Source organism: Streptomyces sp. NPDC030809 (assembly GCF_055572195.1).
Genome location: NZ_JBVIDV010000007.1, coordinates 97,887 through 110,169, shown reverse-complemented (window position 1 = coordinate 110,169; position 12,283 = coordinate 97,887). Strand labels below are relative to the sequence as shown.

The following is a 12,283-nucleotide window of genomic DNA, read 5'->3' as shown; positions in this document are numbered from 1 at the left end:
GCGTCAACGCCAAACCGGCCGGGGCTCACTCGTTGGCGGGAATCTGGGCCCGCCGGGCCCGCACCTGCGGGCCCGGCGGCGTTCTGGAGCTGAGGATGACGCCCGGCAACAGGAAGAGGTGCGGCCATGACCATCCCGGCGCAGGGCCCGGCACACGGCCCCCACGGCCCCCGCCCGAACCCGGACCCCGGCCGGCGGACCCGCCCGGCGGCGGAAGGTTCCGCCGCCCCGGACGTGCCCGACCTGGCCGACCCCGCCTTCTGGCAGGGGCCCCCCGCCCACCGGCTGGCGGCCTTCGCCCGGCTGCGCGCCCTCGACGGCCCGGTGTACGTGGCCGAGGGCCGGGGCCGCGGCCACTGGGCCCTGGTCCGGCACGCCGACGTGCAGGAGGCCAGCCGGCTGCCCAAGGTGTTCGCCAGCGCCCCCGGGGTCACCACCCCCGAGCCGGCCCGCTGGGTGCGCGCCCTGTTCGGGGACTCGATGGTCAACCTGGACGGCCCCGACCACGCCCGACTGCGCAAGATCGTGCAGCGCGCCTTCACCCCGCGGCTGCTGGCCGAGGCGGAGCGGGACATCGACGCGGTGGCCGCGCGGATCGTGGACGACATGCTGGCCCAGCGGCCGGACGAGTTCGTCGCCGCGGTCTCCTCCCGGCTGCCGCTGGAGGTCATCTGCAACATGATGGGCATCCCGGAGCGGTTCCGGCCGGAGATCGCCGACCGGGTCAACCACGCCTCCGAGAACATCGGGGTGGAGCGCGGTCTCGCGGCCCGCCTGCGGATGCCCGGCCGCGGGCTGCGCGCCCTGGCCCGCATGCAGCGGATGGTGGCCGGCATCGGCCGGGACCGCCGCCGCAACCCCACCGGGGACCTGATCTCGGCGCTGGTCTGCGCGAACGTGGACGGGCAGGCCCTCGGGGCCCGGCAGCTGGGCGCGTTCTTCTCGCTGCTGATGGTCGCGGGGGTGGAGACCACCCGCAACGCCATCACCCACGGCCTGGCCCTGCTCACCGACCATCCGGACCAACGGGACCTGCTGGCCTCGGACTTCGACGCGTACGCCGACGGGGCGGTGGACGAGATGATCCGGCACTCGACGCCGATCATCCAGTTCCGCCGGACGGTGGCCGCCGAACACACCCTGGGCGGGCGGACCTTCCGGCCCGGCGAGAAGGTGGTCCTCTACTACGCCTCCGCCAACCGCGACGAGGCCGTCTTCGGCCCCGACCCGGACGCCTTCGACATCACCCGCAGCCCCAACCCGCACCTCGGCTTCGGGGGCGGCGGCCCGCACTACTGCCTGGGCGCGCACCTGGCCCGGCAGGAGATGAAGGCCCTGTTCCGGGAGCTGCTGACCCGCCCGCGGGACCTGCGCGCAGTGGGGCTGCCCGACCTGGCGGGCTCCAACTTCGACAACCGGGTCCGCTCGCTAAAGTTCACCTTCACCGACTGACCGGGCCCACCGCCCGGACCAACGCGACCGGCCGCCGCCGGGCAGGCTGGGAGCCCGGCGGCGGCCGGCGGCCGCGGTGCGGCCCCGGCGGCCGCGGTGCGGCCCCGGGGGCCGCGCGGACGCTGCTACTTGCGCAGCTTGCTCACCGGCAGCACGATGTGCGCGCTGCTCGTCAGGTTGGCCTCGTTGCCCGCGAAGGCCTGGAGCATGTCCGCGGTGACCGGCCGGCCCGGGACGGCCTCGGGCCACGGGCGGGTGGCGAAGAGGAAGTAGACCTGCCCGGACTCGTCGGCCGCCGAGATCCACTCCGGCGGGGCGGTGCACTTGGCGTTCAGCCCCGGCATGGTCAGGACCGCCTGCTCGCCCTCGACGAGCACGCTGATCGGGAGGCTGGTGCTGGTGGTGCCGTCGAGGACCTCGTCGCCGATGGGGAGCTTGATCTCTTCGAGCAGCTCGCGGGCCGCGGCCTCGGAGGCGGCCGGCCCGCCCTCCCCGTCACCGAGGCTGTAGGCGAGCAGGTACGGGACGTCGTGGCCTTCGTCGGGGTCGCCGATCCACGCGAGGACGGAAAGGGTGCCCAGCCGGGCGCCGCGGGTCGCGGCGGATTCGGTGTGAGTCGAAGTCATGCGCGCACCCTAGTGCTCTTTCACCGCAGCCTTTCACGGCCGTTCACCCCCTCGGGCTACGGAAATGCGGATCGGCCTAAACGTGCCAGTAACCCGCTCCCGAATTCGGCAGGATGTTCGCGTCCTTGTACTGGAGACGAACAATGCGCACGTTCTCCGGAATTTCGAACACCACCCACCCTTCGGCCCGTCCCCCGACCTCCAGGGGTTCGAATACGAGGGGTTCTCCGGTGGTGAGCCTCCCGGTCTGCACGGACGGGTGCCGGCGCCCTTCCCCGTCGATGGCCCAGACCCGGCCGAGCGCCCCGTACGAGGCTCCGCCCACGTTGACGAAGGACATGTCGGCGCCCACCCAGCGGGTGCCCTTGGCGGGGGTGAACCCCTTCTCGGCGCTGACGGCGGGGTCCACGTACGCGTCCAGCACGGCCTGGAGGTGCTGCCCCACCTTGCGTCCCCGCAGGTTGACGGCCTCTCCGAGGCGGGCCGCCGCGGCTTCCCGCTCCTGCGGCCCGGCGGGCTGCCGCTCGCCGTCCTCTGCCGCGGCCCGGTCGTCCTGCGCGGGGGCCGCGGGTGCCCCGGCTGCGGCCGCGGGGGCGGCTGGCGCATCCTGCGGGGCGCTCTGGCAGCCGGTGGCGCCCAGCAGGAGCAGCGGCAGCAGGGTCAGCGAAAGGGGGGCGGAATGACGCATGAGGGGGCGCGTGGCGGGTCGCATGGCAGGTCCCTTCGGGGCGAGGTGCGGCCATCCTCACGCGCCCGGCCGGGCAAATGCCTCCAACGACACGGGTGACGGCGAGTGAGTTCCGCGTGCTTGATCAGCACAATTCGTTGCGACGGTTTCAACCGCCGTTCCCGACTCCGTTCCTCACCCCCACCGGAGAAATCATGCGCATTCCCGCCCTGGCCGTGGCAGCACTGGCCGCAGCGGCCGTGATCAGCCCCACCGCAGCCACCGCCGCCGGGCACGACTCCTTCGACGGAGTGGTGTACGTGGACCCCGAGGCGCACATCTCGCCCGACGGCACTCTCACTCTTTCCGGGGCCTACCGCTGCCACACCGCGTCACCCTCTCGGACGGTCTACCTCTCCGCCAGCCTGGAGCAGGACGGGCAGCAGCTGGGCTTCAACAGCCCCGAGGCACGCTGCGACGGCGAGGAGCACCCGTGGAGCACGAGCGGCCCGGCCGACGGCCTGGGCCTGGTCCACTTCCACGAGGGCGCGGCGACGGTCTCGGCCCGGCTGCTGACCCTCGACGACCGGGGCGGCCTGCCTTCGCCGCACACCCTGAAGAGCCACGAGGAGCCGGTGCAGATCGTCCGCCACCTCTACTGAGCCGGACCCGGGGCCCCTCCCGAGCCGGGCCGGGCCCTTTCCGGGCTCGGCCCGGGCCCGGTGGCGCACCTCCCCGCCGGGGCTACCGGCACTCGGGGGCGATGCTGACCACCGACATGTAGGCCACCGAGCGGCAGCCGGGCCCTTCCGGGGCCCGGCCGGCCGCGTACGCGACCAGGCTGGGCACGCCCGCGGCCAGCAGCAGGCCCGCCACCAGCCCCTTGCGCCCCCGCAGGGGCACCTTCCCGAGCCACCGCATGGCCGCTCCCTCGGATCCTCCGCGGCTCCCGCGGTCCCCCGCGGCCCCGCACGTCCCGGAACCCGGGCCCGAGCGGCCCGGTCAGCCCGATCATCACCCCGGCCGCCCCGCCCCACAACCCGTAGTAGCGGACGGGTGACCTTACGTGTCAGGGCCCGGGCTCCGCGGGCGCCTCGAACTCGCACCACACCGCCTTGCCGTCGCCGCGGGACTCCACGCCCCAGTGCGAGGCCAGCGCGTCCACCAGCAGCAGTCCCCGGCCGGTGGTCGCCGCCTCGCCCGGGGTGCGCCGCCGCGGCCAGACGCTGGAGCGGTCCTTGACCCACAGCCGGATCCGCCGCACCGGCTCCGGCAGCACCTCCATGGTCAGCACCGCTCCGCCCTCCGTGTGCAGCAGCGCGTTGACCAGCAGCTCTCCGGCGGCGAGTTCCACGTCGTCGGCGAGCTGGGGCACGCCCCAGTCGCGCAGCGCCTGGCGCAGGGCGTAGCGGGCCTCCGAGAGCCCTTCGGGGTCGGCCTGGTGGACGTACTGGTGGATGCGCGGCGCCCGGTGGGTGCCCGGGTCGGGGGCCCGGCGCAGCACCAGCAGCGCCACGTCGTCCCCGGAGCCCCAGCGCTCCCACAGCCGGTCCGAGAGGTGGTCGGCGAGGGCGCCCGCCTCCTGCGGGCCGCTGCGCACCGCGTGCGCGAGGGCGTCCATCCCGGCCGTGATGGCCGTGCCGGGCTCCTCCACCAGCCCGTCCGTGCACAGTACGAGGGTCTCCCCGGGCACCAGGTCCAGGCGGGTCTCGGGGAACTCCTCCTGCTCGAACACCGAGGCCAGGCCGAGCGGCAGCCCGCCCCGCAGGTTGGGCCAGCCGGTCCGCCCGTCGTTGTGCCGGATCAGCGGGCCGAGGTGGCCGGCGCGGACCGCGCGCACCCCGCCCGTCTCCAGGTCCACCTGGGCGTAGGTGCAGGTGGCGAAGCGTTCGGTGTCGAGTTCGGCGAGGAAGCGGGAGGCCCGGGCGAGGACGGTGGACGGCGGGTGCCCCTCACCGGCGTAGGCGCGCAGGGCGATCCGCAGCTGCCCCATGATCGCGGCGGCGTGGGTGTCGTGGCCCTGGACGTCCCCGACCACGATGCCCACCCGGTCCCGGGGCAGGGCGATCACGTCGTACCAGTCCCCGCCGACCTCGCGGCCGCTCCACGCGGAGTGGTAGCGCACCGCGATCTCCCCGCCGGTGATCTCGGGGATCCGCCGGGGCAGCATCGCGGCCTGGAGCCCGGTGGCGAACTCGCGCTCCTGGTCGAAGAGCAGCGCCCGCTGGAGGGACTGGGCCACGATGCCCGCCAGGCCCAGGCACAGGTTGCGCTCCTCGGGGCTGAACTCCTCGCGCCGCCGGTAGAACAGCACCAGCCCGCCGATCGCCTTGGCCTGGGCGATCAGCGGCAGGTAGGCGGCCGCGTCGTACTGGATCCGCTCCAGGTACGGGCCGATCAGCGGGAACTCGGCGCCGAGGGCGGACAGGGAGGTGACGAAACGTGCCTGCCGGGTGAGCACCGCCTGCGAGAGCGGCAGCTGCCCGTCCATCCGGGTGAAGCGCCGTTCGCTGAGGATCTCCAGCGACTCCCCGCTCAGCGCGATGATCTTCATCGTGCCGTTCTCGACCAGGCCGAGGGCCAGGCCGTCGGCGCCCAGCCGCTCCAGCGCCCCCGCCCCGGTGAGGGTGGCGGTCACGTCGTCCACGGTGACCGCGCGCGACAGCGCCTCCGTCGTGCGCTGCACGATCGTGGTCTGCTTGGCCCGCGCGGACTCCAGCTTCCGCAGCAGTGTCGAGTGCGCCAGCTCGGCGGTCGCGTCCCGCACGATGCCCACGATCCGCTCGGCGGAGCCGTCCGAGGCCCGCAGGATCCGCCCCTGCGTGTGCGTCCACTGCTCCTCGCCGTCCCGCCGCTGCACCGTGAAGTACGAGCCGTACGAGGACTCCCCGGCGGTCAGGGCCGCCTCGGCGGCCGCGGCGAGCCGCCGGGCGTCCTCCTCGGGGACCCGCAGCCCCATGCCCTCCACGGTGCCGTCGAACTCGCCCTCGGCGAGGTCGAAGACGGTCATCCCGCCCGCGTCCAGCTCCAGCGTTCCGCGCGCCAGGTCCCAGACGAAGCTGCCCATGCGGTTCAGGGCCAGCCGCTCTCCCGGCCCGATCCCGGGCTCCGACTCGGTCATGGGGCACCTCCTCCGACGGCCAGGTCGCCAGGCCGTGACTCAGGGTCCGGGCCAGCAGGGCTGGGAGATCAGCCGCTCCCACTCCTCGTCAGGATGCCCGGGAAGGGTCCGGCCGGCCTCCCGCCAGCGCTCGACGAGGGACAGGTAGATCGCCGAGTGCTCCGGACGGCCGGGGTACCCGGCTGCGGGGGGCTGCTCCCCGCGGCTCGCCGGAATGCGTACCCAGCCCCGGCCCTGGGACCGCTCGGGGTTCATGGCGGACCACCTCTCACCGCGTGAACGACTTCGGGTGTCCGGTACCCGTACCCAGATCCGCGGGATCCGCACCGGCACCGCAGGAGCCCGGCAGCCGGCCCCCGGCCCCGAGGCGCCGGCGGACTCCTGCCACCAGTCTCCCCGCCGAGAAGCCCGCGCCGTGCACGAATCGCATGGAAGGGCCGAATGAGGGAGCCGTGAGCAGCCCCGCGAAGAACAGTCCCGGATAGGAGGACTCGAATCCGGCCGACAGTTCCGGGGACCGGCTGTCCCCGACCCGCCGCAGCCCGGCCCGCAGCCCCGCGTCCAGCAGCCGTACGCGCTCCAGGTCGGGGTGGAAGCCGGTGGCGGCGATGACGTGCCCGGTGTCCAGGACCGTGCTCTCGCCCTCGGCGGTGGTCAGCCCCAGCCGGGTCCGGCCGCCGGCCGCCGCCGCCCCCCGGAGCCGGTGGCCGAGCAGCACCGGCACCCGGCCCTCGAAGCGCTCCCGCAGCCACCAGGCGCCCGCCGGGCCCAGCGCGTTCGCCGCGATCCGCTCGCGGGTGGCCGCGGGCAGCTTCCGTACCGCCCAGGGCAGCTCGGACCAGACCCAGCTGCGCCAGCCGGTGCCCAGCCCGGAGTGCGGGTTGCGCAGGGCGCGCAGCAGCGGCCGCTCCAGCGGGGCGGGCACGGTGTTCCACCGCAGCCGGTCGGCCCGGGCCACCAGGCGGGGCCGGGCGCCCAGCTCGGCGAGGAGGGCGGCGGTCTCCAGGGCCGCCTGCCCGGCGCCGACCACGGTGACGTCCTGGTCGCGGAAGCGGGCCAGGTCCCGGTGGCCGCTGCTGTGCGAGACGTGGGTGTCCGGCAGTCCCCGCAGGGCCGCCGGCAGGTGCACGAAGGGCATCACCCCGACGGCGAGCGCGACCGTCCGGGCGAGCAGGACCTCGCCCTCGGCCGTGGTCACGCGGAAGCCCGTGCCGTACGGGGTCACGGCGGTGACCGTCAGCTCCTCCACCGGAGGCCCGGCCTGCCGCGCGAACCACAGCCCGTAGGCCCCGTACTGGGCCACCGGGATCGGGCGGCCGTGCCCGGCGGGCAGCCCGCGGCCCGCGCAGAAGGCGCCGAGCGTGTGCCGGCCTTCCGGGTCGGACAGGTTGGAGGCCCAGGGCTCGGACTTCAGGTACATGCCCTCCGGCATGTGGTCGCGCCAGGAGGCCATCGGGCGGCCCAGCACCCGCACGGCCAGTCCCGCCGCTGCGGCGTGCGCGCCGACCGACAGTCCGTACGGGCCGGCGCCGACCACCACGAGATCGTCCATGCGCCTCATGCGCGTTCCATTCCTTCAGTGCTCTCGGTGCGGTTGGGGACTCGGTGGCTGCTGTCCGCGCGCGGTCAGCGGCCGGCCGGGGTGCGCGCGGAGCGCTCCTGGCCGAGGTCGGCGGGGGCGGTCCCGGTGTCCCCGCCCCGCTGCCGGGGGGCGCGGACCACTGCGCGGGCGGTACGGCGGCTCTGCGCGGGGAATCCGCGCAGCGCCCCCAGGAGGCGGCCGCCGCCCTTGTGGGCGCCCCGGCCGAGGAAGGCCCCCGCCATGCTCACGAACGGCATCGGGTCGTCCGCCGCGAACCAGGCGGGCTCCAGTCGGCCGCGTCCGCGCGGGGCGGCGGCCCGGGGTGCGGCGAGCGCCGCCAGCAGGGCGTAGTTCTCGGCGACGAACACCCGGCCGGGCCCCCCGGCGGGCTCGGGTACCTGCTGCCCCGTCAGGTCCAGGTAGAGGGCGCGTACGACGTCCAGCCCGGCGGTGTCGGTGAACAGCCGGAACTGCGCCCCGGGACGCGGGTTGAAGTCGAGCAGCCGCAGCCTGCCGCCGGGGTCCCGGCGGAAGTCCAGGTCGAGGATGCCGTGGTAGCCGAGGTGTTCGGCCAGCCGCAGCCCCTCCTCCTCCACGGCCGGGTCGGGCAGCCAGCGGCCGACCGCGGTGAGCCCGGTGCGCACCGGCCAGGACAGCTCCTTGCGGCCGGAGCCGGCGAGCAGCGGGCGCCCGCCGCCGGTGAAGCAGCCGTGGAAGAACCAGTCGGTGTCCGGTCCGCCGGGCAGGAAGCGCTGGAGCAGCAGCCGGCTGCCGGCCTCCTGGCTGCGCTCGTAGAGCCGGCGGGCCTCGGCGGCGGTGCCGAGCAGGGTGGTGCTGCGCAGTCCGCGGCCGCCGGGCAGCAGCCAGGGGCGGCTCCACTTGGCCACGACGGGCAGCCCGAGCCGCCAGGCGGCCTGCGCGGCCTCCCCGGCCCCGGAGGGCACGACGGTCTCGGGGTGGCCGATGTCCCAGCGCGCGCAGAGCGCGGCGAGCTCCGCCTTGTCCGCGACGCGCAGCGGCACGTCGGGGTCCTGACCGGGGCACAGGTACCGGCCCGTCAGCAGCGGGGCGAGACGGGCGACGGTGATGGCGCTCAGGTCGTCCATGGCGATGAGCACCGCCGGGCGCCCGATGCCGTCGGCGATGGCGGTCAGGCAGTCCAGGAGGGCGTCGGGGTCGGGCCGGCCGGCCGGTCCGCGGTGTGCCGCGTGGAGGTAGCGCGAGCGGGCCACGGGGCCGCCTTCGTCGGCGACCACGGCGTGCACCTCGACTCCGCTGCGGCCGAGGGATCTGACGGCTCCGAGGGTTCCGTGGTGAAAGGGGTTCCGGTCGAGTCTGAGCAGAAGTACGGGCACATCCGTGGCGAACACGTGCATGGGAACGGTGTCTTTCACCTAGTCGGACGAAGCGGACGGTGTGCGCAGTCGCGAATGGCCTACCACAAGGCCACCAGACAGGCCATTAATCACATTTGCTGCCTAACGTCGTTGCAAGCGCACCGATTCGGGAAGCTCAGGAGACCGCCATGTCCAATCCACGCCGCAGACTGGCGAGCACCTGCATCGGCACGGTGACGGCCGGCCTGCTCGCCACGGGTGCCGCGATCGCGGCACCCGACGACCGCTCGACCGGGTCTCCGGACTCCGCCATGGGTGCCTATCTGCACTACGGCGCGCCCGGGGTGGCCCGCATGAACGCCCTGTCCCAGTGGCTGGGCGGGCGCGAACTGCGCGTCGGCCACACGTACTTGCCCGGTGACCGGTGGTCGAACATCGAGGGCAGCCCGACCTTCCTGGCGGACTGGGCGCAGTGGCGCAGGGCCAAGAGCGACCGGCTGTTCGTCCTCAACGTGCCGATGCAGGAACGCAACGAGGCCGGGGTGCCGGACCGCGAGGTGGCCCGGCTGATCCGCGCCGGCGCCCGGGGGGAGTACGACGAGCACTTCCGCCGGCTCGCCCAGCGGCTCGTGTCCCTCGGGGTCCCGGACACGGTGATCGTCCTGGGCTGGGAGATGAACGGCATCACCTACACCCACCGGTGCAGCCCCGACCCCGAGAACTGGAAGGCGTACTGGAAGCGCATCGTCACCGCGATGCGCTCGGTGCCCGGCCAGAAGTTCCGGTTCGACTTCGCGCCGAACCGGGGCACGGACGCCATCGGCTGGACCGAGTGCTACCCCGGCGACGAGTACGTGGACATCGTCGGGATGGACTCGTACGACCAGGCGCCCGGGCGCAGCTTCGACGAGATGGTGAGCCAGCCCTTCGGGCTCCAGCACCACGTGGACTTCGCCCGCGAGCACGGCAAGCAGATCTCGTACCCGGAGTGGGGCCTGTTCCGGCACGGGGACAACCCGGAGTACATGCGGCGCATGCTGGCCTGGATCGACAAGCAGCAGCCGCTGTACCACACGATCACGGACTACTGCCCGCACGGCGTGTGGCAGTGCGACCAGAACCCGCGCTCCTCCAAGGTGTTCCGGGACACGATGTCCGCCCGGCCGGACCCCGTGCCGGTGCCCAGCCCGCCGGTCCCGAGCCCGCCGGTCGTCGTCCCGCCGGTCCCGAGCCCGCCGGTCGTCGTCCCGCCGGTCCCGAGCCCGCCGGTCGTCGTCCCGCCCGTACCGACCCCGCCCGTCGTCGTGCCGCCGGTCCCGGTCCCCGTGCCGAGCCCCAGCGCACCGGTCCCGCCGAAGCCGAGCGAGCCCCCGGTGCCGCCGAAGCCGCCGGTCAACGACAAGGAATGGTGCCTGCCGCTCGACTTCGGCGACTGGGTCTCCCAGATCATCGGCAAGCAGGACAAGATCTGCGTCGACTTCGGCTGGGAGGACTGGGAGGACGAGAGCGACAGCTTCTGGCCCTTCTAGCCCGGCCGGTCCCGCCGGCCCGGTGCACCACCCCATCAGCGCCTCGCACCGTCCGCACGCCACTCGTTGATCCGGTTGCGCCAGTCGCGCGCCGCGGGCATCGCCTCCCGCAGCGCGCTGACCGCCCGCTCCCGGCCGGTGACCTGCGACTCGCGCAGCCGCAGCAGGGGTGCGTGGGAGGACCGGGCCAGCAGGAACCGCCGGTTGACCACGGTGTCGGGCCGCCAGTGGTTCTTGTACGGCTCGTTGCCCCGCAGCAGGCTCAGCACGCCCCGGCCCTCGGCCTGGGCGTGCTGGGCCTCGTGGCGCAGCAGCATCGTCGCCACGTCCACCTTGCGCGCCCGCAGCTCGGGGTCCGCCCCGTACAGGTAGCCCCCGCTCAGGCCGGGGGACATCAGGGTCACGGTGGCCGCGACCACCTGCCCGTCCAGCCTGAACTCGGTGAGCCGGGCGTCCCCGGTGCGCACCATCCGCCGGGTGGCCCGGGTCAGGTGCTCCGCGAACCGGGGCCGCAGGTGCTCGGGGGTCACCCCGCGGCCCCGCCACTGCTTCTCGTGCAGCCGCAGCATCGTGCGCACCGTGTCCGGCACTTCGTGCTCGGAGACCCGGTGCTCCTGGATGCCCAGCGCGTCGATCTTGCGGACCTTGGCCCGGGTGCGCTGGGCCCCCGCCGAGGGCATCCGCTTGACCAGCTCGTCGAACGGCACCACGGGGAACTCCGCGCACGAGGAGTCGGGCAGCGTGTCCACGCTCCCCGGCCACGCCTCGGCCAGCGCCTCGACCGCCGCCCCGGGCCGCACCTCCCGCAGGTCCACCACCGCGGCCCGGGCGGCCCGGTGCAGGCCCTGGGCCAGGGCCGGGACCACCTCGCCGGCGTACCGCTCGTCCACGAGCACGTCGAAGTAGTCGGTGATCCCGCCGCCCAGGGGCACCAGCAGCGGCAGCGGCCGGTGCACCAGCATCAGCGCGGCCACCCCGACCAGCTCCCCGGCCCGCCGCACCAGCAGGATCCGCAGCCGCCCCTCCCGGCCGTACGAGAGCCACCACGAGTGCACCCATGCGTGGCTCTGGAACGGAGTGGCCGTGGGACAGCGCCGCAGCAGCCGGTTCCACGGCTCCTCCAGCGCGGCGAACTGCCGCGGGTCGCGGCACAGCGTCACCGCCAGCTCCCGGGACCCGGTCCGGGTCCCCGTGGAGCACGTGGTCATCGCACCGACTCCTTCACCGCGGCGACCGCGGCGGCCTCGGCGGCGTCGCCCTGCGCCGGGGAGGGCACGGAGGTGTACGCGGCGCTCTCCGCCGGGCCCTGCGCGGCGCCCGCGGCGGCGGTTGCGGCGGCCTGCTCCCCGCGGCGCCCGCGCGGCCGGGCCAGCATGGCCAGCCCGCCGATCAGCCCGCCCGCGCAGAGCCCGACGGCCCCGCTGACGGGGGCGGACGGGGAGGCCGGGGAGGCGGGGGCCACCGCCTGGTTGAACAGCAGCAGCCGGACCCCGGTGTTCTTCGCCTGCTGGTTGCTGCTCAGGGTCAGGGCGTCGGCCACCGCGTTGGCGATGTCGGCGGCCGCCGCACCCTTCGAGGCCGTGCCCGTGATCGCGATCATCGGGGATTCCGGCGAGGTCTCCGCCCGCACCTGCGTGCGCAGCTGCTGCACGGTCAGACCGGCCCGCGGCTGGGCGTACGCCAGGGTGGACTGGCTGGTCGCGATGCGTGCGTACGCCTGGGAGAAGCCGAGGGCGGTGGCGGGCTCGGTGCTCTCGTCCGGGACCGCGACGACATAGCTGGTGGCCGCGTACTCGGGGGTCTTCAGGACCCCGTACGCGCCCCCCGCGGCGAGGCCGAGGACCGCGCAGGCGGGCAGCGGCCACCACAGGGGCAGCCGGGATCCCCTGCGGGCGGGGCGGGCGGCGGCGGGCGGCTCGCCCTTGGCTGCGGGCTTGGTGTTCTTGGCGGCGGGCGACTCTGCCATGGG

The 12,283-nt window shown here is 74.8% G+C and carries 12 protein-coding genes; 3 read left to right on the top strand and 9 right to left on the bottom strand.

Annotated elements, in window-relative coordinates:
• The first annotated feature begins 126 nt into the window (after positions 1-126).
• Positions 127-1,452 (top strand): cytochrome P450, encoded by a 1,326-nt coding sequence (locus tag ACZ407_RS12080; RefSeq protein ID WP_468127757.1) that lies wholly within the window; start codon positions 127-129, stop codon positions 1,450-1,452.
• 125 nt (positions 1,453-1,577) lie between these two features.
• On the opposite strand, the gene ACZ407_RS12075 is transcribed toward ACZ407_RS12080, so the two are convergent.
• Both ACZ407_RS12075 and ACZ407_RS12070 read right to left on the bottom strand, forming a co-directional pair.
• Positions 1,578-2,078, bottom strand: a complete 501-nt coding sequence (locus ACZ407_RS12075; RefSeq protein WP_468127756.1) for a DUF5949 family protein — start codon at positions 2,076-2,078, stop codon at positions 1,578-1,580.
• A 76-nt stretch (positions 2,079-2,154) separates the two neighbouring features.
• The gene (locus ACZ407_RS12070) at positions 2,155-2,766 is read right to left on the bottom strand and encodes a DUF4352 domain-containing protein (RefSeq protein WP_468127754.1); all 612 of its coding nucleotides are present in this window, start codon (positions 2,764-2,766) and stop codon (positions 2,155-2,157) included.
• Positions 2,767-2,960: 194 nt separating this feature from the next.
• On the opposite strand from ACZ407_RS12070, the gene ACZ407_RS12065 reads away from it, so the two are divergent.
• Positions 2,961-3,407, top strand: a complete 447-nt coding sequence (locus tag ACZ407_RS12065) for a DUF6299 family protein (RefSeq protein ID WP_468127752.1) — start codon at positions 2,961-2,963, stop codon at positions 3,405-3,407.
• A gap of 82 nt (positions 3,408-3,489) precedes the next feature.
• On the opposite strand, the gene ACZ407_RS12060 is transcribed toward ACZ407_RS12065, so the two are convergent.
• From ACZ407_RS12060 to ACZ407_RS12040, 5 genes are all read right to left on the bottom strand, one after another.
• Positions 3,490-3,666, bottom strand: a complete 177-nt coding sequence (locus ACZ407_RS12060) for a hypothetical protein (RefSeq protein WP_468127750.1) — start codon at positions 3,664-3,666, stop codon at positions 3,490-3,492.
• Between the two features lie 148 nt (positions 3,667-3,814).
• Entirely contained in the window at positions 3,815-5,866 is a 2,052-nt protein-coding gene (locus tag ACZ407_RS12055) for a SpoIIE family protein phosphatase (RefSeq protein ID WP_468127749.1), read from the bottom strand.
• 39 nt (positions 5,867-5,905) lie between these two features.
• Positions 5,906-6,121, bottom strand: coding sequence for a hypothetical protein (locus ACZ407_RS12050; protein ID WP_468127747.1), 216 nt, complete (start codon positions 6,119-6,121; stop codon positions 5,906-5,908).
• Between the two features lie 13 nt (positions 6,122-6,134).
• Positions 6,135-7,418, bottom strand: a complete 1,284-nt coding sequence (locus tag ACZ407_RS12045; RefSeq protein WP_468128035.1) for an NAD(P)-binding domain-containing protein — start codon at positions 7,416-7,418, stop codon at positions 6,135-6,137.
• Between the two features lie 74 nt (positions 7,419-7,492).
• Complete coding sequence (locus tag ACZ407_RS12040) at positions 7,493-8,824, bottom strand: carboxylate--amine ligase (RefSeq protein WP_468127746.1); 1,332 nt, start codon at positions 8,822-8,824, stop codon at positions 7,493-7,495.
• Positions 8,825-8,973: 149 nt separating this feature from the next.
• On the opposite strand from ACZ407_RS12040, the gene ACZ407_RS12035 reads away from it, so the two are divergent.
• The gene (locus ACZ407_RS12035; RefSeq protein WP_468127744.1) at positions 8,974-10,314 is read left to right on the top strand and encodes a glycoside hydrolase family 26 protein; all 1,341 of its coding nucleotides are present in this window, start codon (positions 8,974-8,976) and stop codon (positions 10,312-10,314) included.
• 35 nt (positions 10,315-10,349) lie between these two features.
• Here ACZ407_RS12035 and ACZ407_RS12030 read toward each other — a convergent pair whose 3' ends face one another.
• Complete coding sequence (locus ACZ407_RS12030) at positions 10,350-11,522, bottom strand: GNAT family N-acetyltransferase (protein WP_468127742.1); 1,173 nt, start codon at positions 11,520-11,522, stop codon at positions 10,350-10,352.
• Positions 11,519-12,280 (bottom strand): YveK family protein, encoded by a 762-nt coding sequence (locus ACZ407_RS12025; protein WP_468127740.1) that lies wholly within the window; start codon positions 12,278-12,280, stop codon positions 11,519-11,521. Before ACZ407_RS12025 ends, ACZ407_RS12030 begins: the two co-directional genes overlap by 4 nt.
• Positions 12,281-12,283: the final 3 nt, after the last annotated feature.

What these genes read in the sequence shown, in the direction of transcription:
- ACZ407_RS12065 (WP_468127752.1), top strand. Translation starts at nt 2,961, where the DNA reads ATGCGCATTCCCGCCCTGGCCGTGGCAGCACTGGCCGCAGCGGCCGTG.
- ACZ407_RS12075 (WP_468127756.1), bottom strand. Translation starts at nt 2,078, where the DNA reads ATGACTTCGACTCACACCGAATCCGCCGCGACCCGCGGCGCCCGGCTG.
- ACZ407_RS12040 (WP_468127746.1), bottom strand. Translation starts at nt 8,824, where the DNA reads ATGCACGTGTTCGCCACGGATGTGCCCGTACTTCTGCTCAGACTCGAC.
- ACZ407_RS12060 (WP_468127750.1), bottom strand. Translation starts at nt 3,666, where the DNA reads ATGCGGTGGCTCGGGAAGGTGCCCCTGCGGGGGCGCAAGGGGCTGGTG.
- ACZ407_RS12025 (WP_468127740.1), bottom strand. Translation starts at nt 12,280, where the DNA reads ATGGCAGAGTCGCCCGCCGCCAAGAACACCAAGCCCGCAGCCAAGGGC.
- ACZ407_RS12080 (WP_468127757.1), top strand. Translation starts at nt 127, where the DNA reads ATGACCATCCCGGCGCAGGGCCCGGCACACGGCCCCCACGGCCCCCGC.
- ACZ407_RS12030 (WP_468127742.1), bottom strand. Translation starts at nt 11,522, where the DNA reads ATGACCACGTGCTCCACGGGGACCCGGACCGGGTCCCGGGAGCTGGCG.
- ACZ407_RS12050 (WP_468127747.1), bottom strand. Translation starts at nt 6,121, where the DNA reads ATGAACCCCGAGCGGTCCCAGGGCCGGGGCTGGGTACGCATTCCGGCG.
- ACZ407_RS12055 (WP_468127749.1), bottom strand. Translation starts at nt 5,866, where the DNA reads ATGACCGAGTCGGAGCCCGGGATCGGGCCGGGAGAGCGGCTGGCCCTG.
- ACZ407_RS12070 (WP_468127754.1), bottom strand. Translation starts at nt 2,766, where the DNA reads ATGCGTCATTCCGCCCCCCTTTCGCTGACCCTGCTGCCGCTGCTCCTG.
- ACZ407_RS12035 (WP_468127744.1), top strand. Translation starts at nt 8,974, where the DNA reads ATGTCCAATCCACGCCGCAGACTGGCGAGCACCTGCATCGGCACGGTG.
- ACZ407_RS12045 (WP_468128035.1), bottom strand. Translation starts at nt 7,418, where the DNA reads ATGGACGATCTCGTGGTGGTCGGCGCCGGCCCGTACGGACTGTCGGTC.